Raw genomic sequence first — 22,196 nt, forward strand, 5'->3', positions numbered from 1 at the left:
GATCCAAAGCAGCCGATTATTATCTATTTCCAAACATTATTGTAGTAGCTGTCTCATAAGCTCCCCTGAAAAAAAGCGAAACAAGGAGGGAGCGTATGCCGCTGAGCGTAAAAGAATGGACGGCACAGGTTATCAAGCAGGACGAGATCGATAGATACCTCAAAAACGGAAGGGATTTCATCGATGAAGAAGAGATCAAGAGCTTGCTGCAGAACAACAGGAAGTCAGATAAAACGAGGGTTCGGGATATCCTCGCAAAATCGCTTGCGATTGAACGACTTGGACCGGAAGAAACCGCTGTACTTCTGAATGTAAGAGATGATGATCTCTGGGAAGAGATGTACGAAACTGGCCTGAAGGTCAAGCAAAAGGTCTACGATAATCGTATCGTGTTCTTCGCCCCCCTCTATTGTTCGAACTATTGTGTAAATAGCTGCCTTTACTGCGGCTTTCGTGCGGAAAACAGCCACGAAAAGCGACGGCGCCTGACCATGGAAGAGGTAAAGCAGGAGACAGAGGTAATGGTGACCGAAGGGCACAAACGGATGATGATTGTCTACGGCGAGCACCCCCTCTCCGATGTCAACTATATGTGCGATACCATCAGGGCCGCCTACGAGGTCAAAAAGCCTGCCCCCAGGGGTACGGGCTTCGGACAGATTCGAAGGATCAATGTAAATGCCGCCCCCATGTCCATAGCGGATCTTCACAAGCTGTGGGAGGTGGGAATAGGAACCTACCAAGTCTTCCAGGAGACCTATCATAAACCAAGCTATGCATCCCTCCACCCGGCCGGAACCCTCAAGGGAAACTATCGCTGGCGCCTCTATGCACTGCACAGGGCCATGGATGCGGGTATCGACGATGTCGCCATGGGGGCCCTCTTCGGCCTTTACGATTGGCGTTTCGAGGTGATGGGACTTTTGCAGCACACCATCGATCTCGAAAATCATTTTGGAATCGGCCCCCACACCATCTCCTTTCCGAGAATGACTCCCGCCAGCGGCTCAGATTTCAGTGCAAACTCCTCTTATCTTGTCGACGATTCCAGTTTCAAGAAGCTTGTTACCGTCTTGCGTCTTGCGGTCCCCTATACGGGGCTGATCGTAACGGCAAGAGAAGCCCCCGGCATCAAGAAAGAGGTGATCAAGGTCGGATGTACCCAGACTGACGCCTCCACCCGGATCGGGATAGGCGGCTATACAGAGACCCTCAAGGCCCTGCAGGAGCGGGAGGACTACCCCTACGAACAGGATCAGGATATCCAGCAGTTTACCCTGGGAGAAACCCGCCGCCTCGACGCGGTGATGAGGGAATTCGCCGAAATGGGGATGATTTCCTCCTTCTGCACCGCAGGATACCGATGCGGACGAACAGGCGACAAGATCATGGGGCTGCTGAAAAGCTGCAAAGAGGGAAAGTTCTGCAAGCTCAATGCGGTACTCACCTTTCGTGAATATCTGGATGATTTTGCCTCCCCTGCGACAAAAAAGGTCGGGGAAAAGGTGATCGCAAAGGAAATGGAAGAGATTCGGAACGAGCCGTTTTTCAAGAAAGGGACGCTTCTTGCGACCTTCGAGGAGATGCTAAGGCGCACCGAGGCGGGAGAACGGGATGTCTATATCTGATCGGATCGGGACCCTTTTCGAGGAAAATCCGGACAGACACTCGGCCCTGCGGCAGGTGTCGGTATGGCTGGAGCGTGAGTTTGATCAACATGTATGGATCTGCTCTATTTTCGGAAAGCGGTGGGCCTACACCGTCGGGTCTTCAGAGGTGCTGACCGGCCGGAACCGCTGGGATCTTGGCTCCGGTTGGGGTCTCCTTGCCGATGAGTTGCGTCTTTCCCCTGAGCAGTGGCAGGAGCTCTGTTTGGCTCTTGCGGAATCTTTAAAAGAAAGGGTGGTAATGCAGAAATGACGATGGACGGAGAAACCAGACGGGAGCGGGACCTGCTCGGTGAAATGGATATTCCTCGGGATGCCTACTGGGGAATCCACAGCCGAAGGGCCGCCGTCAATTTTCCTATTTCAAAACAGTCGGTTTCTCCGGAACTGATACACGCCTACGGCATGGTGAAACTGGCCGCCTGCCAGGTAAACCGCGCCCTTGCAACCTGGGAAAGCCGAAAAGGAGAGGCCATTGAACAGGCCTGTAGCGAGGTGGCAGAGGGGAAATTCGACGAGAGTATCATTGTCGACGCTCTTCAGGGAGGAGCGGGAACATCTACCAACATGAATGTCAACGAGGTGATCGCAAACAGGGCCCTGGAAATTCTCGACCTTCCAAAGGGTTCCTATCAGGTCATTTCACCACTCGACGATGTCAATCTCCATCAATCTACCAACGACACCTACCCTACAGCCCTGCGGCTTGCGGCAATTCGTCTTATCGAAGTACTGGAAAAGGATATTGTCGCCCTCCAGGAGGCCTTCCAGGCAAAGGAACGGGAGTTCTCCTCTATCGTGAAGATCGGGAGGACTCAGCTTCAGGATGCCGTTCTTACCACCCTGGGGAGGGAGATGTCGGCCTATGCCGACGTCCTCTCCAGGGACCGCTGGCGTTTATACAAAACGAAAGAACGTCTGAGAGTGGTAAACCTCGGAGGAACGGCAATCGGTACCGGACTGGGAGCCCCCAGAAGCTATATCATGCAGGTAACCGAAAGGCTTAGGGGGCTCACCGGTATCGGCTTTGCCCGGGCGGAAAATCTGATCGACGGAACCCAGAATGCAGACGTTTTCGTCGAGGTCTCGGGCCTGTTGAAGGCCTACGCATCGACCCTAGTCAAAATCTCAAATGATCTGAGGCTTATCTCTTCCGGGCCCCAGGCGGGCTTCGGCGAAATAACGCTGCCCCCCCGCCAGGGGGGCTCCTCGATCATGCCCGGAAAAATCAACCCGGTCATTCCCGAGGCTGTGGTGCAAAGCGCTTTTATGTATATGGGATACGACCAAGCCATCACCCTGGCCGCCTCATCGGGAAATCTCGAGCTCAATCCATTTCTTCCCCTTATCGCCCACTGCCTGCTTTCCGGCATCGGCAAGCTGAGCTCGGCGAGCAAGGTCCTGGCGGAGTTTTGCGTCAAAGGGATTAAGGCCCGTAGCGATGAAATTGGACGTCACCTTGAAGGGGCCAGCGCCATAGCCACCGCCCTCATTCCCTATATCGGCTATGAAAAAGCCGAAGAGCTCCTTCTTTTTGCAAAAGAGAAGGGTTCGACCCTCAGGGAAGCCGCGGTGGGGCTCGGGCTCCTGAGTGATGAGCAGTTTACACAGGCAATATCATCCGAGGCGGTCACCCGCCTCGGCACACCCCAGGAGTAAGGTATGACAAAGACACCGAAGGGCTTGCGCCTCCATATCGGCATCTTCGGAAAGCGCAACGCCGGCAAATCGAGCATCCTCAACGCCCTCACGAAACAGCAGGTATCCATTGTTTCCGACCAGGCAGGAACCACCACCGATCCCGTCGAAAAGCCGATGGAGTTGTTACCCCTGGGGCCCGTCCTTTTTATCGACACGGCAGGCATCGACGACGAAGGGGCCCTCGGCGCCTTGCGGATCGAAAAAAGCCGCAGGGTAATGGACCGGCTGGATATCGCCCTGATCGTCATAGAAGGGGAAAAGTGGGACCATTTCGAGGATCTGCTGCTTGGGGAATTCAGGAAGCGGGAAACCCCGGTTATCATCGTCATCAACAAAACAGACCTCTACGGAAGGGAGTTCTCCGAGCTCTTCGCCAAGCTGGAGGAAAAGAAGCTTCCCTACGTCCTTGTCAGTGCCAAGGAAGAGAGCGGAATCCTGGAATTAAAACAGCGCCTGCTCAAAAGCGTACCCGCAGATTTTGTGAATGAACAGGAGATCATCGGCGATATTGTCAGGGACGGAGAAACGGCAATTTTAGTCGTCCCTATCGACAAGGAAGCACCCAAGGGACGACTTATCCTGCCCCAGGTACAGACGATCCGCAATATTCTCGATAGCGACGCCTGCTGTATGGTGGTCAAGGAACGGGAGCTGGCTGCAGCCCTGGAGATGCTTAAAACGCCACCGAAGATCGTGGTCACCGACTCCCAGGCCTTTTTGAAGGTTGCCGCAGATACACCGGACGATATCCTCATGACCTCCTTTTCCGTGCTCTTCGCCCGCAAACAAGGCGACCTTCTGGAAATGGTCAGGGGGACTCTCGCCATCGATGATTTGAAATCGGGAGACAAGATCCTCATAGCCGAGGCCTGCACCCATCATCCCATTGCCGAAGACATCGGTCGGGTAAAAATCCCCCGCTGGCTTACCCAGTACACCGGAGCAAAGCTTACCTTCGAGCATATCCAGGGCCATGACTTTCCCCCCGACCTCTCCTCCTACAGCCTGGTGATCCACTGCGGGGCCTGTATGACGAACCGCAGAGAGGTGCTCTCACGCATCATGACCTGCAAGGCCGCAGCTGTGCCCATCACCAATTACGGACTCACCATCGCCTACTCCCTCGGCATCTTCGAACGTGCCCTGAGGCCTTTTGATTTTGCCTACGACTACTGGAGGAACCGGAACAGAGGACAAAAGGATTGAGTCCGGCGGCGGCAACGGGGCGCAAAGCCTCATCAAGCCCGCCGGTGCTCATATCCTTTGTTTATATTCTTCGTCTGCTCTTCAGGCTTGCGAAGATGCTCTGCAGCACGATAAAGAAGCAGAGTAATGCCGAGAGGACGATCTTGTTCCACCATGAGGAAAGTGTCCCGTTGCTGCGGATATAGGTCTCGATGGTGGCCTTGATCATCACCCCGAAGAAGCTGCCGATCGCCGTTCCCACCCCCCCGGTAAGGAGGGTTCCGCCGATCACCGTAGAGGCGATGGCCTCCATCTCAAAGCCCCTGGCCTGTTCCACAAAACCGCTCGTTGTATTGAGACAGAAGACAAATCCCGCCAGGGCCGCAAGAAAACCATTTAGTACATAGGCCCGCATCTTGATTCTGCGAACATTCAGCCCCATAAGCAGGGCAGATTGTTCGCTGCCGCCGATGGCGAAGACGCCTCTGCCGAACTTGGTGTAGCGCAGAATATACCAGACGGCTATAAGGGCCACCAGAGCGATTATTACGCTCGGATGGATAAACGGATAGAGTTTTATCCCCCGTTTGTTTACCGTAGCCCCGAAAAAGAGATAGATATTCTTCGTCGCCATATCGAGAAAGGTTTGATTACCGGTGATGGCGATCTGGTTCACGCTGATCATGGCGGTCATCCCCCGGCAGAAGAACATCCCCGCCAGGGTCACGATAAAGGGTTGGAGCTTGAGATAGGCAATGAGCCAGCCCTGCACGATACCGAAGAAAACGCCGAAGAGAAGAACCAAGCCAATCGAAAGCCATGCGTTCATGCCATGGTTTTGCATCATGTCCGCAAGCATCATGCAGACAAGGCCGATTACCGAACCGATGGAGATATCGATCCCGCCGGTAATGATGACAATGGTCATACCGGCCGCCGCTATGATGAGCCCGGCATTATCGATGAGCATGTTCATCAGGGTCTGCATCTTGCCGAAGCCCTGTTCATGATAGATGAGCACACCGGCGAAATACATGATGATGAACATAACGATGGTGATGACCAAAAGAAAACTGGTTCCGCTTATTTTCCGTTTCGCTATGCCGAGGATATTCATTGTGCAACTGCCTTTCTCATCTGGATTTTTTGTTTATAGATCGACAACCATCGTTTAAACTCACTCGACTGGATCGCCACAATAAGCACCACCACAATAGCCTTGTAGACAGGCAGCTGGTCGGCGGTGACACCCATGGCATACAGACTCGTGGTAAGGGCCTGAATGGTGATGGCTCCTATGACCGAACCTGCCAAACTGAATTTCCCTCCGGCGAGGCTGTTGCCTCCCATGGCTACGGCAAGGATGGCGTCGAGTTCCATGTAGAGCCCGATATTATTCGCATCGCAGGAGTAGATACGGCTTGCCGAGATGACTCCGGCGACAGAGGCCGTCAAGCCGCAGATCAGGTAGCAAAGAAAGGTAATAAAGACGGAATTGATACCCACAAGGCGACCCGCCCCGCTATTGATACCCACGGACTTTATGTAGAGTCCCAACGCCGTACGCGTCAAAAGAAGATAGGCAAGCAGCACAACTCCGATGGCAATGAAGACGGGGGTCGGCACCACGACACGGGGAAGAAAGCCCCCTATGTTCTTGAAGGAATCCATGCGCACATAGAGGATCTGGCCGGGAACCATCCGTCCGTTGATCTCCCTGGCGCTGATGAGCTGGGCGATGCCCCTACCGGCGGTAAAGAGGATGAGGGTGGCGACCATTGCCTGAATCTTCATCTTCGCAACCAGAAAACCGTTGAAGGCGCCGCAGGCGAGTCCTGCGACACAAGCTGCAAGGATGCTCAAAACCAGGGGGGTGGCATAGAAATCGTAGCTTGAGCCGAGAAGGCGAACACAAACCGCCGCGGCAAGGGCGCTCACCGCTCCGACTGAAATATCTATCCCCCCCGAGGCGATAACCAGGGTCATCCCCACGGAAAGAATAATCAGCTCACTGGCACGATTAATGATATCGACGATATAGCCGTACAAAACGCCATTCTGGATGGAGATATTGAAAAACGCCGGGGTCTTAATAATATTAAAAAGCAGCACAAGGCAGAGTGCAAAAATGGGTAAGAACAGCTGTTTGTGGCTTATCGCTCGTATAAAGGCCTTTATGCCTATTTGTTGCTGTCTCATGAACACGTTCCTCCGGCTATGGCAGCCATCACTTCGTTCTGAGAAAGATCGTCGTTGGCAAGCTCCCCGGTTTTTTGTCTGTCGCAGAGTATATAGAGGCGGTTTACGGTACGCAGCATCTCCTCGATCTCCGAACTGATGAAGAGCACCGTAACTCCTTCTTCTGCAAGCTTGATGATGAGTTTCTGGATCTCGGTTTTTGTTCCCACATCGATGCCCCTTGTCGGCTCATCGAGGATCAGGAACTCCGGATTGGTTATGAGCCAGCGACCGAGGATCACCTTCTGCTGATTCCCGCCGGAAAGCTGTTTCACCAGGGTCTCGGGAGAGGGTGTCTTGATATTGAGAAGCCGGATGTATCGATCGGCAAGTTCGTTCTGTTTGGCAAGAGGGAGGAGTCGAAAGATGCCGGTTTTCGCCTGCAGAGCGATGATGAGATTTTCCCTGACGGAAAGGTCGCCGATCACCCCCTCTTCCTTTCGGTCTTCGGGAAGAAAGGCCATCCCTGCCCGCATAGAGTCGATGGGAGCGTGGGCCCGCAGGCTACGCCCCTTGACGAAGAGCTCACCCTTTTCGGGTCTTTCGGCGCAGTAAAGCAGACGGGCCAATTCGGAACGCCCGGAGCCGAGGAGACCAGCAAGGCCGATGACCTCCCCCTTTTTTATGTCGATATCGAATGGCTTAATCATGCCGGAACGGGAGAGCCCCACGGCATGAACCATAGTCGTTTCATCGCTGGAGGCCTCTCCTGTTTCGGTCTTCACGCTTCTGATTTCGGCAAGATCGTCAAAATCACGGCCAAGCATTTTGGCCACAAGCTGTACCCTGGGCAGCTCTGCGACCGGATACTGGCCCACCAGCTCTCCGTTCCGCAGGACCGTAATCCTATCGCATACCTCATATACCTGATCAAGGAAATGGGTCACAAAGACGACACCGACCCCGTGGTCCTTTAGATTTCGCATAACGGTAAAGAGCTTTTTCACCTCATTATCATCGAGAGAGCTTGTCGGCTCATCGAGAATGAGTACCTTGCACTGGAAATCGACGGCCCTGGCAATTGCCACCATCTGCTGTATCGCCACGGAATAATCTGCAAGGGGCTTTGTGGCATCGATATCCACCCCGACGATTTCCAGTGCACGGCTGGCACGTTTGTTCATCTCTTTCCAGTTCACAGCCCCAAAGGTGGTAAGGGGCTGGCGCCCCACAAAGAGATTTTCCGCAACGGTGATGTTGGGACAGAGGTTTATCTCCTGGTAGACTGTACTGATACCGTTTCTCTGGGCCTCTTCGGGAGAGTGGTTCACGACCGGCCGATCAAAGCCGGAAACACGAATCTCGCCGTCGTCCATAACATAGACACCGGTCAGCACCTTAATAAGGGTACTTTTGCCGGCGCCATTCTCCCCCATGAGTGCGTGGATTTCCCCGCTTCTCAGGAAGAAATCCACATCATTCAAGGCCTTGACTCCCGGAAAGGCTTTACTGATATGCCGCATCTCCAGAATATTTTTTTCTTCCATCGCTTTCCCCGGATTCGCTCGCGGTTGCAAAGAGGCAGGGATAGGATATCCCGTGCCTCTTTCCGATTGCTTACATCAGTATTTTCGAGTGGGCAGGACCTCGGCGGCATTCTCCTGATCGAACACCTTTTCCACCACGTACTGTATCTTGTCGACCTTCTGCCCCTTCTCGAGCTTCTGGATGATCTCCGCTACCCTCGGACCGTGCAGGGGATTACATTCCACGGCACAGTTGAGCTCTCCGGCAATCATCTTATTGAAGGCCTCGTGAACGGCATCGAAGGAAACGATGATGATATCCTTGCCCGGGACCTTTCCGACAGCCTTGATGGCATCAATGGCGCCGAAGGCCATGTTGTCGTTCTCGGCAAAGACGATGTCGATATCGGGGTAGGCCTTCAGAAAGGACTCCATAACCTCCTGCCCCTTCGCCTGGGTAAATTCACCGGTCTGTTTTGCAAGGAGATGAAGATGGGGATTGGCATCCAAACCTTCGGTAATGCCCTGGGTCCGTCCTACCTGAGCCGAAGAACCGATGGTTCCCTGAAGGAGTACGACGTTCAAATCCTCCTGGTCGCGTCCATTCTTCTTCAGATAATCGTTGAGCCACTTTACTCCATCCTGCCCTTCCTTAAGGAAGTTTCCACCAACCCAGGCGGTGTAGAGGGAGTCGTCGGAGAGCTTCATCTGACGGTCGGAGAGAATTACGGGGATTCCGGCGGCCTTTGCCTCGCCTAGGACCGTTTCCCATCCGGTTTCCACAACCGGAGCGACAACGATGTAGTCGACATCTTGTTGGATGAAGTTTCTTATCGCCTTGATCTGATTCTCCTGCTTCTGCTGGGCGTCATCAAAGATCAGCTTGTAGCCGTTCGCTTCGGTAAACATACTTTTGAAGGATTCGGTATTTGCCGTCCTCCAATCTGATTCGGCGCCGACCTGTGCATAACCTACCACGATAAGCCCGTCATCCGCCTGAGGAGCCTCGGATTCGCCATTTGCAAATAAAAACCCACCAACGATTGTCATTAGGGCCAAAGAAAAAACCAGCAGCCTTTTCATACAATCTCCTCCTTGAAATAGTTGTGATGAAAAAATGGTACGGCCACTTTCGGCAGCCGTACATGAGTTATCTTATGAAGCTTGGTGGACTTTTTTCCCGATCCTTGAAACGAGGTTTGTTTTTTTACTGGGCAGGTACGCTTCTTTCCGAAGGAGAAAGGCGAAATTCGCTCGGAGCGATTCCCATCGTCTTTTTAAAGATGAAACTGAAATAATGGGGATCACCATACCCCACTTCATAGGCAATATCGGCACATTTCATTCCGCTTCCGGAAAGGAGCCGCTTTGCGGCATTGATTCTTACCGAGGTCAGATACTCGATAAAGGTGATACCCGCCTCCTGGGAGAAGATGGTGCTGAAGTGATTCGGGCTCACGTTCACCTGGGCCGCAACGCAATTGAGGGAGATATCCTGACTCATATAGTGTTCATCGATGTACTGCTTTGCTTTTGCAATGAGAGCATGGTGTCTGGAGTTCAGGCGGGAATCCCGAAAGGCGATCCAGTGCTCTATGATAGACCGGAGTTCGGCGGCAAAGGAAGCACGGGAGCGGGAAGAGACGATAATGTGTTCCCGACGGAGATCGGAAGGGATGATATCGTGGGGATCGCCCTTAAACTCCTCGACGAGCATGGATATGGCCTCGATGATGTCGCCGCAGACAAGGAGGCAGTAGCTGAGGTTCGTCGCCGCCGCCCGTTCATCGAGAAGTTCCATGTAGGGAGCGAGAATATCGTCTATCTCCTCTATGCAGGCAAAGCGGAGACGTTCGGCCACGGGATCGGCATCAAGCCACAAGCATTCCGATGATCTGCACCACGGTATGTCGCCGAAAGAGAGAATGTTCTTTTTGCCGGTCAGGGACATATAGCGTACAGCTTTTTCGGCATCGCTGTAGGAACGGGAAATCTCACCGATGTGTTCGGCTACGGTGCCGATACCGATGGAGATTCTGCAATCGCCGTTTCTCCGTTGCGCCTCAAATTGTATTGCCTGGGCAAGGGGATAGACGCGATCATCAAGGGAGTCCCTGGATATGTCCTTGATGATCATGGTTTGTTTGACCAGGCTCTGCGAGAAAAGAAGCAGATCGTTCCGACCTTTTACAAGTTCGGCGATCAGGGATTTTACAATGGTACACGCTGCATAGTTGTCGGGGCTGGTGAAGATTTCCACGATAAGAACGAGGTACCCATTTGCGATCAGATCTATTCCGAGAGAACGAGCCTTCTCCACGGTATCGGAACCCTTGATCTGACCGGTGACAAGATTGCAGAGCCATTTCTCCCTGACCACCTCTTCGGTTGATTCGATCTTCATTCGAAGCGTCTCAATATTTGTCATCCGCTTCTGTTCCGCCTCAATCTGATCGGTTACCTTTTTCAGGGAACTGAGCATGTCGGTCGCAGAGACGGGCTTAAGCAGATATTCCTCCACACCGATGGAGATGGCCTCTTTTGCATACTGAAATTCATCATGACCGGAAAGAATGATGATCTTCATCCAGGGCTGGTCCTTCTTCACAATCCTGGAAAGGGCAAGGCCGTCCATAAAGGGCATCTTGATGTCGGTGATGAGAATGTCGGGCTTTATATCCCGTAGAATGGAAAGGGCCATCTCCCCGTCGGGCGCCTCCCCGGCAAGGGTATAGGGGGTTCTGTCCCATGGTATACTGTTGCGGATACCTTCCCGGGTGACAATTTCGTCTTCGACAAGAAATACACTATACATGGTTTATCCTCTCCGGTAATCGAAACGAAACGGCGGTCCCCTCACGATAGACGCTGGAAATGTCCAGTTTCGTCAGACTATCGTAGTAGAGGGCAAGCCGTTTATTCACATTGTACAAGCCGTACACATCGCTGAGCATCGAACTATCCAGCTCGACATCGATCTGCCTTCTGATCTCTTCCAGCCGTTCAGCCTTAAGCCCGATCCCGTTGTCCTCGACCCGGAAACAGAGCTTCCCATCCTCCCGCCATCCCCGGACCGTGATCATCCCCCGACCCCGTTTGTTTTTGATGCCGTGGTATAAAGCATTTTCCACCAAAGGTTGAAGCAGCAGTTTGAGCATGCTTTTATCGGCCATCTCCCCGTCGTATTCGATTGTAAAATCGAGAATATCACGATAGCGGATCTTCTGGATGGTGAGGTAGTTCTCCACATGCTCGAATTCATCCCGAACCGTGACCCACTCCTTTCCACGGTTCAAAGAGCGCCTGAAAAAGTTCGAAAAGCTGCGGGTAACCGAAATGACCTGCTCATATTCCCGTCCCTCGGCCAGCCAGATAATCGAATCGAGGGTATTGTAGAGGAAATGAGGGGTTATCTGTGCCTGCAGGGCCTTCATCTCCGATTTCTGAAGATTTTTTTGTTCCTGAATATTGGCATTGATCAGCTCTTTGATCTTCACCGCCATGATATTGAGGTTTTCAGTGAGGTTATCAAGCTCCTCCACATGGGGGGTCTCGGCCCTCGCGGACAAATTACCGGCGGCGATCTGGTTGGATAAGGCTTCCAGCTCTCTGATCGGTCTGTTGATACTGGTGGAGACCGACCTCTGGGCAAAGACGGCAAAGAGAACGACAACGGCAACGACGACGATCTGAAGCAGCGACAAAAGAGTGGCCGTCTGCTTGATACTTTCGTTGGTTCGGGACGCCGATTCGATTTCGAGCACAATAAAATCCTGCAGAATATCCGAAACAAGTTCGGCAACGCCCCTGATCTCGTCTAAAATCGCCTCATTCTCCGTCACCGGAAACCGCTTACGCATCTGATTACCGAGCCTGTCTACATAATCGGTCAGGGTGTTCATCGCTCGTCCGGCCACCTCCAGCAGCTGGCGATTTTCACGTACCTCCGTATCCCGCATAATCGAATCAAGCTGCATGTTGATGTTTCGAATGATGCCGTACTGCTGCCCCTCATCGAAGCTCTTATTCCCTGCGACGATGTCCCACAGCTCATTGGAAATATCACTCTTGACGATCTGATTGAGTCGATTCGTCCTGCTTACGTTGGTTATCATCCTATCGTAGCGGAGGGTTTGATACCATGAAAAGGCAAGGCTGATCATCGGGGCCACAAGCGTCAAACAGATAATGATGATGTAAGAATGACGAAGGGTCTGCTGAATGCTTCTGCTCTTCCATCGGTCCAATTCAATACCCCCGGGGAGCAACCGAAGAGAGGTCGTCATACTCCGAAAAGACGGTTTCATCGACATGCAGCAAACGAGGGATCTTTTCTCCCTGGGCCAGCCTCTTTGCAAGAGACATGATGGCGGGGCCTGTCTTCGGATTGCACTCGATTACACAATTTACCTCACCGCGCCTCAGGGCATCGATGGCCGCCTGTTCGGCGTCTATGGTAACAATCACCACATCCTTTCCGGGACGAATTCCAGCCTCACGCATGGCATCAAGAATACCCAGGGTCATCCCGTCGTTGTGAGAAAAAACCACCTCGAAATCACTGTAGACCTCAAGAAGGTTCCTCATGATCTCATAGCCCTTGGACCTGAGAAAATCACCGGATTGGGAGTGAATAATGGTAAATTCGGGGTGGTCCGCAAGGGCCTCCCTGAAGCCGGCGGCCCGACCAAGGGCAACGGAGGAGCCTTCGGTACCCGAAATTTCAATGATTCGTACCGGTTTTCCGTCGGCTTCATCCTGATTACCCAATCGTGCAAATTTCTTTAAAAGAAAAAACGCAGCCTCCCGCCCCTCCTGCTCGCTATCGGTCCCGATAAAGCCCGCATATAAACGATCATCCTCGGTGTGGATCTTTCGATCGGTGACAAGGACGGGAATTCCTGCATCCATAGCTTCCCGCAAAATATTGTCCCACCCGTCGGCCACAATGGGAACGAAACCGATCACATCCACCTGATAGGCGATAAAGGAACGCATCGCCTTTATTTGATTTTCCTGTTTCTGTTCGGCATTCGCAAAAAGCAGCTGAACCCCGCTCTCCTCCGCCGCCTGCTGAATAGACCCGGTATTACATTTTCTCCATGCACTTTCCGCACCAATTTGCGAAAAGCCGAGAATAATCCCTCCCTGACCAGAGGTTGCTCCCTGATGCGTTTCGGAACGAACACACTGGGTTACAATGATGGCGCATACAGTGAAGAGCATAGCAAAAGCGATACTATACATTCCTTTTTTTGACATTGAGAAACCCTTTCTGATGCGTGTACGTTAACCCATTGTACACCTGAGATTGTGAGAACTCAAGAAAATCTTAGTGTTCCGAATCCTGGTGGTTGTACGATCTAAGCGCTGCGCCCCTTTTTGACATAGATGACTCACGAGGGTATGGGAGTTTTTCTGTCCGCCCCAAGATGATCCGCCGGTGTAACTGATCCATCAACAAGATGAGATCCTTTTGAGTCGGACGACAGGTTGGGCTGCATAACGTTATAGAGCGCTTATAGGCGGCTCTCTATATGTGTTTGAGAGCGGACTTTTTTCCGCTCTTCCATCGGAGAATAAAAGTCGGACTGTTCCTTGTGCTTCGTTGAATTCATGCTCCATAGTATCCGTTGCGAAGTTTCTATACTTCAGAATTCCTGAATACGCAACGGCGGGACTCTTGTGCCCTCTTGACATCAGGAGGCGTTATATGGGTTATGTTCCAACAATCACCTTTAATCCATCAGATACATACTGTTCTATCTTTCCATCTCTTGTTAGTAATGTATAATTATTTTGTATTGCCTGCCATATTAGCAGTCTATCAAATGGATCTTTATGATTTTCTTTTTTCGGTAGCTTATAGTATGACGCAAATATTTTGTAATCTAATTCTGCTACATGATATCCTGCCTTCATTGATGCTTCACTTATTTGTTCAGGATTTAGCCCATCTAATTCTAACTTACCTAATGAATATTTTAATGCTATCTCCCAGAAGTTTATTCCAGATATATATTTTTCATCCTCGTCATTTAAAAATATATTCAAGATTCGTTTCGTTATCTTCTCTGGTTCAAACAATGACCATAAAAGATAGTGTGTATCGATCAAATACCTCATAAATTTATTAACTCTTCTTCTGTCATCCCAAAATCTGGTTTAATTTCATACCGCTTATCTCGTAGTAATCCTAATTTTAGGGAGTTTCGCTTTTTATACTCTTTATAGGGAATAAGAACTGCTACATTTTCCTTCTTTTTTCCATAGGTAATTATAATCTCTTCTCCAGAACGAACATCATCTATTACTTCTGAGAAGTGCGTTTTAAAATCGCCAACTGGTAAGGTTTTCATAATTTCAATATACTTCATTTTGTCAAGTTGTCAAGTATTCTTCGATTTACTTCTCTTGAAGTAATCTGACTTCATCAATAGAATTTACATCAATAGGTACGGAGACTTTTCTTTTTTTATATTCTCAATTGCGTCATCCGTCATCTGTAGCGTTTCTTTGAAATCTCGGCAGGATCTACTAACGCGATGCCACCGCCGGCAAAAGCCCCCACTATGGTAAAGGCCCATGGCCGGGGTATATAGTAGGTAGCATGAGAAATTTTGAAACATCGGAATGCTTGACGCAATTACCGGATACGAAATTTTGGGCCCTGTCCGCTGGCTGGCAAGGATTGGGAGCGGTAGTACAACGCTGGTTTGGAACGAAGTCAATGATCGTGGTCACCGATGAGGTCATAGCTGATGCTGTGGCTCCCAGCTTCAAAGAAGCCCTTCGCAGGGAAGGGCTCACCCTGACAGAACTGCTTGTGCTCAAGGGAAAGCCCCCCCTGGTCGCCGACTATCAACGTATCCAGGAGATTATTACCCAGGTACAAGGGCTTCTGACCACCCCTATGAGAGACGGGAAGAAAGGCGAAAGAGCATTATGCCAGAGTCTTCTTGTATCCCTCGGATCAGGAACGATCAACGATCTGGTCAAGTGTTCTGCAGGTACCTTAGGCGTCCCCTACCTTTCGGTTCCCACCGCACCTTCTGTGGACGGTTATTCCTCCTTCGGCGCTTCGATCCTAAAAGAGAACTTTAAGCAAACCCTTCCCTGCCCTGCACCCCGGGCGGTGTTTACGGCTCCGGAGGTATTGTCGGCCGCCCCAGTGCAACTTCGAGCCGCAGGCTACGGAGATCTTGCGAGCAAGATTACGGCGGGAAGCGACTGGGTCCTTGCCGATGCATTCGGCCTTGACCCTATAGATGAGACGGCATGGGCCTATACCCAGGAGGGGCTGATCAAACGACTGTCGGCAGCTCCCGACGACCTTGCCAATGAAATCTTTGTGGGTCTGGTTCGAACGGGTTTTGCGATGCAGATCACCTCATCCAGTCGGCCCGTTTCCGGAGCGGAACACCTAATCTCACATGTATGGGAAATGGAACATCTGGAAATCGATGGGATAACCGTTCCTCATGGTATCAAGGTTGGTATCGGACTGCTTACCATCAGCGCCTTTACCTTCCTGGTTTTAGACCATATGAGAAACGGCATCAACCTCGATGCTCTGCCTAAGATCCCCGGCCCTGAGGTCAGAGCGCAGGAGGTTGCACAACGGTGTGCCCACCTTCCGGTGTCGGCCTACCGCGCAATCGAGGAAGTCGCCCTCTCAAAGCTTCCGACCCAAGAAACCGTCAACGAACGCTATAATTACGAGAAGAAGTGGTATAGGAATCTTGCCGACAAGATAGAGACACAACTTGTTCCTCTTGAAGAGCTCAAGGGGATGCTCGCCCGGGCCGGTTGCCTTACAAGCCCGAGGGAGCTGGGGGTCGACCGGTCACGGTTTCTTCGTACGCTCGAGATTGCACAGATGATCCGCTCGCGTTACACCGTTTTGGATTTTGCCTGGGAGACAGGATTGTTCGAGTCCTGTGCCGAGGAGATAACAGACATGTTTTTTTAGTTGACAGTAATCTTCCGGGGGTATTATAATCACCTATTGCGTTAACGTTAACGCGACAATACTTGCAAAGGACATCCGTGAATGACCATCAAAGATATTGCAAAGCAGGCAGGCGTTTCGATCGGAACAGTCGATCGCGTGCTTCATAACAGGGGCCGCGTATCGGTAGAAACAGCAAGGAGGATCAGGGCCATTGTTAAGGAGTCTGGCTACAAACCCAATATGTATGCCAGCACCCTTTCCAGCTCCAGACACTATACCCTCGCCGCGCTTACTCCTCGTCATGATCAGGATGGGGGATTCTGGGAGCTTCCGGCGAAGGGCCTCCTCAGGGCCGAGACCGAGCTCGAACAATTCTCGATACATGTAGTTCGGTATGAGTTCGACAGATACAGCGAAGACTCGTTCAGGCAGGAGGCAGAACGAATTATCGCAGATCGTCCCGACGGTCTTATCATCGCCCCTGTTCTCCCAAGCCCTGCCCGCCGTCTCATCGACGCACTGAAAGGGAACATTCCCTACGTACTCTTCGACTCCAATCTGCCGGAGACCACGGCACTTGCCTTTATCGGGCAGGACTCCTACTGCAGCGGTATTCTCGCAGGCAAACTGATGAAACTGCTCTCTCCGAATCCTGATACGTGCGTTATTATTCAATCGGTTATCCCTGATGTCCATATCACGGGACGAATCAACGGTTTCCTGAGCCAATATGCCGATGATGAAAAACCGCCTTTGGTGATCGAAGAACACATCGAAGATCGGAATGTTTGTACAAAGTTCATGGATACTCTCCTTAGCCAGAGACCGGAGGTGGAGGGAATCTTTGTCACAAACGCTTCCTGTCATCGTGTGGCCGAATACCTTGAGCAACGTTTTCCGCAAGGTTCTCCGATAAAGGTAATCGGTTATGATCTGATCCCCCCAAACAAGGAATGCCTGAAAAGGGGCTACATCGATTTCATCATCAGCCAGAGGCCTGAAAGACAGGGCTTCGAAGCGGTCTACACCCTTTACAGAAAGCTTGTACTAAAACGTGAACCTTCCAGCCGGATTGTCATGCCGCTGGATATTCTTACCAAAGAAAACGTTGATTTCTATCGATAGGCCTTATCACAAAGTAACATAAGGAGGAAATTGTGGCCGAAAAAAGCTATGTTCTCGGATTTGATTACGGGACAGACTCGGTACGCGCCATTATTGTCGATGGTGAGAACGGAGAGGAAATTTCCAGCGCGGTAAGCTATTACAAACGCTGGAAAGAGGGTACATACTGCGATCCCAAAAACAACCAATTCCGACAGCACCCCCGGGATTACATCGAGGGCCTGGAGGCATCGCTGAAGGAAGCCCTGAAGAAAGCCCCGGCAGGTACGGAAAAGAAAATTCGGGGAATTGCGGTTGATACCACGGGAAGCACACCGGTGGCGGTAAATAGAGAGGGGCTTCCTTTGGCCCTTACCGATGAGTTTGCAGAAAATCCCAACGGCATGTTTATCCTCTGGAAGGACCATACGGCCGTAGCAGAGGCTGCGGAAATCAACGAGATCGCACGTAGCTGGGGAGGAATCGATTACACCAAGTTCGAGGGCGGAGTCTACTCTTCCGAATGGTTCTGGGCAAAAATTCTCCATGTGCTTCGCCGGGACGAGGCGGTACGACGTGCGGCCTTCTCCTGGGTCGAACACTGCGATTGGATCCCCGCTCTTCTTACGGGAAGAACCGATCCGCTCACCATGAAACGGAGCCGCTGTGCCGCCGGTCATAAAGCGATGTGGCATGAAGAGTTCGGGGGGCTCCCGTCGGAGGAGTTTTTGGTCAGGCTCGATCCCCTGCTGAAGGGCCTGCGGGAACGGCTTTTCGAAAAGACCTACACCTCCGATGTTCCGGCAGGGGGACTTTCAGCGGAATGGGCGCAACGGCTGGGTCTTGAGGAAGGAACAACGGTGGCGGTCGGCGCATTCGATGCCCATATGGGAGGTGTGGGTGGGGAGATTGCCCCAGGCTCCCTGGTAAAAGTGATGGGAACCAGCACCTGCGATATGCTGATCGCCCCGAATCAAGAGATGAAAGATGTCCTGGTAAAGGGTATCTGCGGCCAGGTAGACGGTTCGATCATGCCCGGCATGCTGGGGATGGAGGCGGGACAGTCCGCATTCGGGGATGTCTACGCCTGGTTCAAAAGCCTCATTGCCTGGCCGCTGGGTCTGCTTGCAGAAACAGGCAAGATAGACAAGGCACATGCCGAGGAGCTTGCCGAGTCGGTTTCCGCACTGATCATTCCCGAAATTGAGAAGGCTGCGGCGGAGATAGAACCGGGGCAATCGGGACTCGTTGCCGTCGACTGGCTTAACGGGCGGAGGACACCCTTTGCGGACCAGCGGCTCAAGGGTGCGGTCACCGGTCTCACCCTTGGGACGGATGCTCCGGCTCTCTACCGGGCATTTGTCGAGGCGACAGCCTTCGGCGCTCGTCGCATTGCAGAACGGTTCGAAGAGGAAGGGGCAAAAATCCGCGATGTTATTGCCATCGGAGGAGTTGCAAAAAAATCACCGCTGGTTATGCAGATCGTCGCGGATGTGATGAACCGAACCATACGGGTTGCACGAAGCGAACAAACCGTTGCCCTCGGAGCGGCAATGTTTGCAGCCGTCGCCTCGGGGCTCTATGCCAGCATCGAAGAGGCCCAAAAGGCACTCGGAAGCGGTTTTGAAGCCGAGTATAGCCCCAATCCAAACTATGTACCCGTCTACGACAAGCTCTATCAAGATTATCTGGCGATCGGAAATTTCGTCGAAGAAGAGACAAACCAGAAATAAGGACAAAGATTCATGGGACATTTTAGCACCATAAAAGAGGAAGCATACCTCGCAAATATGGAAATCAGCAAGCAGAAGCTCGCCATCTACACCTTTGGAAATGCAAGCTCCTTTGATCCCGATCTCGGCGTTTACGCCATCAAGCCGAGCGGGGTGCCATACGATGAACTATCGCCGGAAAAGATGGTCGTGGTCGACCTCGAGAATAACATTGTCGAAGGAGAGCTCAGGCCGTCATCGGACACGAAGACCCATACCATCCTCTACAGGCATTTCGAGGGGATTGGCGGAATTTGCCACACCCACTCTGCCTATGCCGTGGCCTGGGCCCAGGCAAAGCGGGCCATTCCCATTTTTGGGACTACTCATGCCGACCACCTCACCGTAGAGGTTCCCGTAACCGAAGTGATGAGTGACGAAGCCATTACCCGGGACTATGAAACAGAGACAGGCAAGCAAATCCTTTCGGCCTTCGAAAGTATCAACTATAAAGAGGTCGAAATGGTCCTGGTTGCCTGCCACGGACCGTTCAGCTGGGGCAAAGACGCAATGAAGGCGGTCTATAACAGTGCAGTCCTCGAAGAACTTGCAAAAATGGCAACGCTTACACTGCAAATCAATCCCGCCGCAGAAGAGCTCAAACAGACGATACGGGATAAGCATTACTACAGAAAACATGGCAAGAACGCATATTACGGACAATCATGAAGAACCATAAGGGGGAACTACAATGATCGACATAGGAACGTATGAAGTTTGGTTTGTCACCGGCAGCCAGCATCTTTACGGGGAAGAGACCCTGCGGCAGGTTGCATCGGATGCGGCAAAAATCGCCGAGGGGCTGGACAGCTCACGGGAAATCCCGATCAAGGTGAAAACAGGTCCGGTGGTAACCACCTCCGAGGAGATCAAAAGAGTCTGCCTTGAGGCAAACAACAGCACCGCCTGTGTGGGCCTGATTTTCTGGATGCATACCTTTTCACCGGCGAAGAAATGGATTGCAGGACTTTCGGCCCTGCAAAAGCCCTTTGCCCATCTCCATACCCAGCTGGGACGCGACATTCCCTGGGCCGATATCGATATGGACTTCATGAATCTCCATCAATCGGCACATGGAGGCCGGGAGTTCGGCTTTATCGGCACCAGACTTCGAAAGAACCGGACAGTGATTGTAGGGCACTGGCAGGATGAGGATGTATGTAAACGGCTTGGTGTATGGTCTCGGGCAGCCTGTGCCTGGGCCGATTGGCACACCGGAAAGCTTGCCCGCTTCGGCGATAACATGCGGGAGGTGGCCGTGACCGAAGGAGACAAGGTCGAGGCGCAAATTCGCCTTGGTTATGCAGTCGACGGCTACGGCATGGGAGAGCTTGTCGAACGAGTGGACGCGGTCACCGAACAGCAGATCGACACCCTTGTGGAAGAATACGAGGCAAGCTACAACCTCGCCGAGGAGCTTAGTAAAACAGGAGCCCGCAGGCAGGCCCTCCGCGACGAGGCAAAGATCGAATTGGGGATGCGATCGTTCCTGGAAGAAGGGGGATTCACCGCCTTCACAACCACCTTTGAGGATCTCTACGGCCTGCCCCAGCTGCCGGGGCTTGCCGTTCAACATCTCATGGCAGACGGATACGGCTTCGGAGCGGAGGGAGACTGGAAAACCTCTGCCCTCCTTCGGGCGGCAAAGGTGATGTCTTCGGGCCTTTCCGGCGGTACCTCATTTATGGAGGACTACACCTATCATCTCGAAAAGGGCAAGATGATGATCTTGGGAGCCCATATGCTGGAGGTTTGTCCAAGCATCTCGGAGGGAAAACCGAAAGCGGAGATCCATCCGCTCTCAATCGGGGGAAAGTCCGACCCGGTGCGGCTGGTATTCTCCCCTCCCGCAGGTTCAGCGCTGAATGCAACCCTCATCGACATGGGAGGTCGCTTTCGAATGATCATCAACGAAACCGATGTGGTAAAACAGCCCCATGATCTCCCGAAGCTACCGGTTGCCCGCGCACTATGGAAACCTAAACCGGATCTTAAAACCGCTGCGGCCGCATGGATTCTCGGAGGAGGGGCCCACCACTCGGTCTTCACCCAGGCACTGACCGCCGAATACTTCGAGGATTTCGCAGAGATGGCGGATGTCGAATTTCTGGTCATCGATGATGAAACCACCATACGCCAGTTCAAAAACGAATTACGCTGGAACGAGGTGTACTACGCAATGAAAGGCGGTTTCGGAGGATTCTAAGATTCTAAGGTCGGAATAAAACGCTTTGAAGTCGAAAACGTATATGATCCAATAATGTGGGCGGGCCATTCCGGAGTCGGATTCCGGGATGGCCCTTTAAGACTGGGTACAGAGAAAGGATTTTCTTCCCTATCGATCGATAATATCCTCAAGAATTGTCCGATCAAGGAGTCGAAGTGACGGATATTTGCCGTCGACCGCTCCTGAGGCCTGCAGTTCATGCATGATTCGATTCAAATGGCGGAGCGTGGTTCCCAGAAGCGATGCAAGACTCTCTTTTTCCGGAAGCTCGATGGTCTCCTGTCTTCGAGTCGATGCCTCGGAGAGAAGGAAAAGTGCAAGTCTGCCGGATGCAGAAAGCACATGCCCAGAAAGCAGAGAGCTGTTGCTATACAGCTTCTTTTTTAGTTCATCGACAATGAAGCGCAGGAATCGGGGGTCCTGCGAGCCATAGGCTTCCACGGTCCGCATGGGAAGCCCCAGCATTGACACCTGGCAGGTCGATATGACGTTGCTGTGTATCGGCATGCCGCTGAACAGTTCCAGATCACCTATGGCGGCAAGAGGATTGGTCAAGGCAATGACGGCAAGTTTGCCATTCATATGATAATGGACACACTGAAGCTGGCCCTTGACCAGAAAATAAAAAAAGCGGGCCTCGGTCTGCTCAAGATAGATATTGGTATAGGCAGGAAAATGAAAAAGGCGAAGCCGTTCCAAAAGTGGAGCGCTCAGGAAATGGTCCATCCCATAATCGGCAATATACGATTCAATTTCTTCAGCAACTGCCCTGTTTTTCTCCTCTTCCATAGAGCCTCCGAATTCATTCACATAGTAACACGCATTTTTCGCCCGTAGAGGACATATGTCCTGGAAACCTCATGCGGCTCTGAATAGTGTATA

The 22,196-nt window shown here is 52.1% G+C and carries 19 protein-coding genes; 9 read left to right on the forward strand and 10 right to left on the reverse strand.

Annotated features, from left to right (window positions below; genetic code table 11):
• The first annotated feature begins 95 nt into the window (after positions 1–95).
• From hydG to hydF, 4 genes are read left to right on the forward strand one after another with little or no spacing between them, the layout of a single operon-like run.
• On the forward strand, positions 96–1,628 hold the full coding sequence (gene hydG / locus SPIRS_RS17230) for a [FeFe] hydrogenase H-cluster radical SAM maturase HydG (protein ID WP_013255962.1): 1,533 nt from the start codon (positions 96–98) through the stop codon (positions 1,626–1,628).
• Positions 1,615–1,920 carry a hypothetical protein gene (locus SPIRS_RS17235; RefSeq protein WP_013255963.1) on the forward strand — a complete coding sequence of 102 codons (306 nt, stop codon included), beginning with the start codon at positions 1,615–1,617 and terminating at the stop codon, positions 1,918–1,920. Before hydG ends, SPIRS_RS17235 begins: the two co-directional genes overlap by 14 nt.
• On the forward strand, positions 1,917–3,326 hold the full coding sequence (locus tag SPIRS_RS17240; RefSeq protein WP_013255964.1) for an aspartate ammonia-lyase: 1,410 nt from the start codon (positions 1,917–1,919) through the stop codon (positions 3,324–3,326). Before SPIRS_RS17235 ends, SPIRS_RS17240 begins: the two co-directional genes overlap by 4 nt.
• Before the next feature lie 3 nt (positions 3,327–3,329).
• Positions 3,330–4,574 carry a [FeFe] hydrogenase H-cluster maturation GTPase HydF gene (gene hydF / locus SPIRS_RS17245; RefSeq protein WP_013255965.1) on the forward strand — a complete coding sequence of 415 codons (1,245 nt, stop codon included), beginning with the start codon at positions 3,330–3,332 and terminating at the stop codon, positions 4,572–4,574.
• Between the two features lie 61 nt (positions 4,575–4,635).
• On the opposite strand, the gene SPIRS_RS17250 is transcribed toward hydF, so the two are convergent.
• The 9 genes from SPIRS_RS17250 to SPIRS_RS17290 all read right to left on the reverse strand — a co-directional run bounded on the left by SPIRS_RS17250 (position 4,636) and on the right by SPIRS_RS17290 (position 14,616).
• Positions 4,636–5,670: an ABC transporter permease subunit gene (locus SPIRS_RS17250; RefSeq protein WP_013255966.1), complete on the reverse strand. Its 1,035-nt coding sequence runs from the start codon at positions 5,668–5,670 to the stop codon at positions 4,636–4,638.
• Entirely contained in the window at positions 5,667–6,752 is a 1,086-nt protein-coding gene (locus SPIRS_RS17255) for an ABC transporter permease (protein ID WP_013255967.1), read from the reverse strand. The genes SPIRS_RS17250 and SPIRS_RS17255 overlap by 4 nt, the downstream gene beginning before the upstream one ends.
• Positions 6,749–8,278, reverse strand: a complete 1,530-nt coding sequence (locus tag SPIRS_RS17260; RefSeq protein WP_013255968.1) for a sugar ABC transporter ATP-binding protein — start codon at positions 8,276–8,278, stop codon at positions 6,749–6,751. Before SPIRS_RS17260 ends, SPIRS_RS17255 begins: the two co-directional genes overlap by 4 nt.
• A 75-nt stretch (positions 8,279–8,353) precedes the next feature.
• The gene (locus SPIRS_RS17265) at positions 8,354–9,340 is read right to left on the reverse strand and encodes an ABC transporter substrate-binding protein (RefSeq protein WP_013255969.1); all 987 of its coding nucleotides are present in this window, start codon (positions 9,338–9,340) and stop codon (positions 8,354–8,356) included.
• A 124-nt stretch (positions 9,341–9,464) separates the two neighbouring features.
• Positions 9,465–11,072 carry a response regulator gene (locus SPIRS_RS17270; protein ID WP_013255970.1) on the reverse strand — a complete coding sequence of 536 codons (1,608 nt, stop codon included), beginning with the start codon at positions 11,070–11,072 and terminating at the stop codon, positions 9,465–9,467.
• Entirely contained in the window at positions 11,065–12,504 is a 1,440-nt protein-coding gene (locus SPIRS_RS17275) for a sensor histidine kinase (protein ID WP_245537612.1), read from the reverse strand. The genes SPIRS_RS17270 and SPIRS_RS17275 overlap by 8 nt, the downstream gene beginning before the upstream one ends.
• A 1-nt stretch (position 12,505) precedes the next feature.
• Positions 12,506–13,519 carry an ABC transporter substrate-binding protein gene (locus SPIRS_RS17280; RefSeq protein ID WP_013255972.1) on the reverse strand — a complete coding sequence of 338 codons (1,014 nt, stop codon included), beginning with the start codon at positions 13,517–13,519 and terminating at the stop codon, positions 12,506–12,508.
• A gap of 456 nt (positions 13,520–13,975) precedes the next feature.
• Positions 13,976–14,383 carry a type II toxin-antitoxin system VapC family toxin gene (locus tag SPIRS_RS17285; protein WP_013255973.1) on the reverse strand — a complete coding sequence of 136 codons (408 nt, stop codon included), beginning with the start codon at positions 14,381–14,383 and terminating at the stop codon, positions 13,976–13,978.
• The gene (locus SPIRS_RS17290; RefSeq protein WP_020610880.1) at positions 14,380–14,616 is read right to left on the reverse strand and encodes a type II toxin-antitoxin system Phd/YefM family antitoxin; all 237 of its coding nucleotides are present in this window, start codon (positions 14,614–14,616) and stop codon (positions 14,380–14,382) included. Before SPIRS_RS17290 ends, SPIRS_RS17285 begins: the two co-directional genes overlap by 4 nt.
• A 251-nt stretch (positions 14,617–14,867) precedes the next feature.
• Between SPIRS_RS17290 and SPIRS_RS17295 the strand changes: the two genes are divergently transcribed.
• The 5 genes from SPIRS_RS17295 (at position 14,868) to araA (ending at position 21,293) form a co-directional block, all read left to right on the forward strand.
• Complete coding sequence (locus tag SPIRS_RS17295; RefSeq protein WP_013255975.1) at positions 14,868–16,229, forward strand: sn-glycerol-1-phosphate dehydrogenase; 1,362 nt, start codon at positions 14,868–14,870, stop codon at positions 16,227–16,229.
• Positions 16,230–16,310: 81 nt separating this feature from the next.
• Positions 16,311–17,336, forward strand: coding sequence for a LacI family DNA-binding transcriptional regulator (locus SPIRS_RS17300; protein ID WP_013255976.1), 1,026 nt, complete (start codon positions 16,311–16,313; stop codon positions 17,334–17,336).
• 32 nt (positions 17,337–17,368) lie between these two features.
• A complete protein-coding gene (locus SPIRS_RS17305; protein WP_013255977.1) occupies positions 17,369–19,048 on the forward strand; it encodes a ribulokinase in 1,680 nt (559 codons plus the stop codon).
• A 12-nt stretch (positions 19,049–19,060) separates the two neighbouring features.
• Positions 19,061–19,756, forward strand: coding sequence for an L-ribulose-5-phosphate 4-epimerase AraD (araD, locus tag SPIRS_RS17310; protein WP_013255978.1), 696 nt, complete (start codon positions 19,061–19,063; stop codon positions 19,754–19,756).
• A gap of 22 nt (positions 19,757–19,778) precedes the next feature.
• Positions 19,779–21,293: an L-arabinose isomerase gene (gene araA, locus SPIRS_RS17315; RefSeq protein WP_013255979.1), complete on the forward strand. Its 1,515-nt coding sequence runs from the start codon at positions 19,779–19,781 to the stop codon at positions 21,291–21,293.
• A 129-nt stretch (positions 21,294–21,422) separates the two neighbouring features.
• Here the strand turns inward: araA and SPIRS_RS17320 are convergent, their stop codons facing one another.
• Complete coding sequence (locus tag SPIRS_RS17320) at positions 21,423–22,103, reverse strand: Crp/Fnr family transcriptional regulator (protein WP_013255980.1); 681 nt, start codon at positions 22,101–22,103, stop codon at positions 21,423–21,425.
• Between the last annotated feature and the right edge of the window lie 93 nt (positions 22,104–22,196).

Origin of the sequence: Sediminispirochaeta smaragdinae DSM 11293 (assembly GCF_000143985.1) — a bacterium.
GTDB classification, from domain to species: Bacteria; Spirochaetota; Spirochaetia; order DSM-16054; family Sediminispirochaetaceae; genus Sediminispirochaeta; species Sediminispirochaeta smaragdinae.

Coding starts and splice junctions, on each gene's coding strand:
- araA (WP_013255979.1), top strand. CDS start 19,779: ATGATCGACATAGGAACGTATGAAGTTTGGTTTGTCACCGGCAGCCAG.
- SPIRS_RS17260 (WP_013255968.1), bottom strand. CDS start 8,278: ATGGAAGAAAAAAATATTCTGGAGATGCGGCATATCAGTAAAGCCTTT.
- SPIRS_RS17285 (WP_013255973.1), bottom strand. CDS start 14,383: ATGAGGTATTTGATCGATACACACTATCTTTTATGGTCATTGTTTGAA.
- SPIRS_RS17295 (WP_013255975.1), top strand. CDS start 14,868: ATGAGAAATTTTGAAACATCGGAATGCTTGACGCAATTACCGGATACG.
- SPIRS_RS17255 (WP_013255967.1), bottom strand. CDS start 6,752: ATGAGACAGCAACAAATAGGCATAAAGGCCTTTATACGAGCGATAAGC.
- SPIRS_RS17235 (WP_013255963.1), top strand. CDS start 1,615: ATGTCTATATCTGATCGGATCGGGACCCTTTTCGAGGAAAATCCGGAC.
- hydG (WP_013255962.1), top strand. CDS start 96: ATGCCGCTGAGCGTAAAAGAATGGACGGCACAGGTTATCAAGCAGGAC.
- SPIRS_RS17280 (WP_013255972.1), bottom strand. CDS start 13,519: ATGTCAAAAAAAGGAATGTATAGTATCGCTTTTGCTATGCTCTTCACT.
- SPIRS_RS17270 (WP_013255970.1), bottom strand. CDS start 11,072: ATGTATAGTGTATTTCTTGTCGAAGACGAAATTGTCACCCGGGAAGGT.
- SPIRS_RS17300 (WP_013255976.1), top strand. CDS start 16,311: ATGACCATCAAAGATATTGCAAAGCAGGCAGGCGTTTCGATCGGAACA.
- araD (WP_013255978.1), top strand. CDS start 19,061: ATGGGACATTTTAGCACCATAAAAGAGGAAGCATACCTCGCAAATATG.
- SPIRS_RS17250 (WP_013255966.1), bottom strand. CDS start 5,670: ATGAATATCCTCGGCATAGCGAAACGGAAAATAAGCGGAACCAGTTTT.
- hydF (WP_013255965.1), top strand. CDS start 3,330: ATGACAAAGACACCGAAGGGCTTGCGCCTCCATATCGGCATCTTCGGA.
- SPIRS_RS17265 (WP_013255969.1), bottom strand. CDS start 9,340: ATGAAAAGGCTGCTGGTTTTTTCTTTGGCCCTAATGACAATCGTTGGT.
- SPIRS_RS17290 (WP_020610880.1), bottom strand. CDS start 14,616: ATGAAAACCTTACCAGTTGGCGATTTTAAAACGCACTTCTCAGAAGTA.
- SPIRS_RS17320 (WP_013255980.1), bottom strand. CDS start 22,103: ATGGAAGAGGAGAAAAACAGGGCAGTTGCTGAAGAAATTGAATCGTAT.
- SPIRS_RS17240 (WP_013255964.1), top strand. CDS start 1,917: ATGACGATGGACGGAGAAACCAGACGGGAGCGGGACCTGCTCGGTGAA.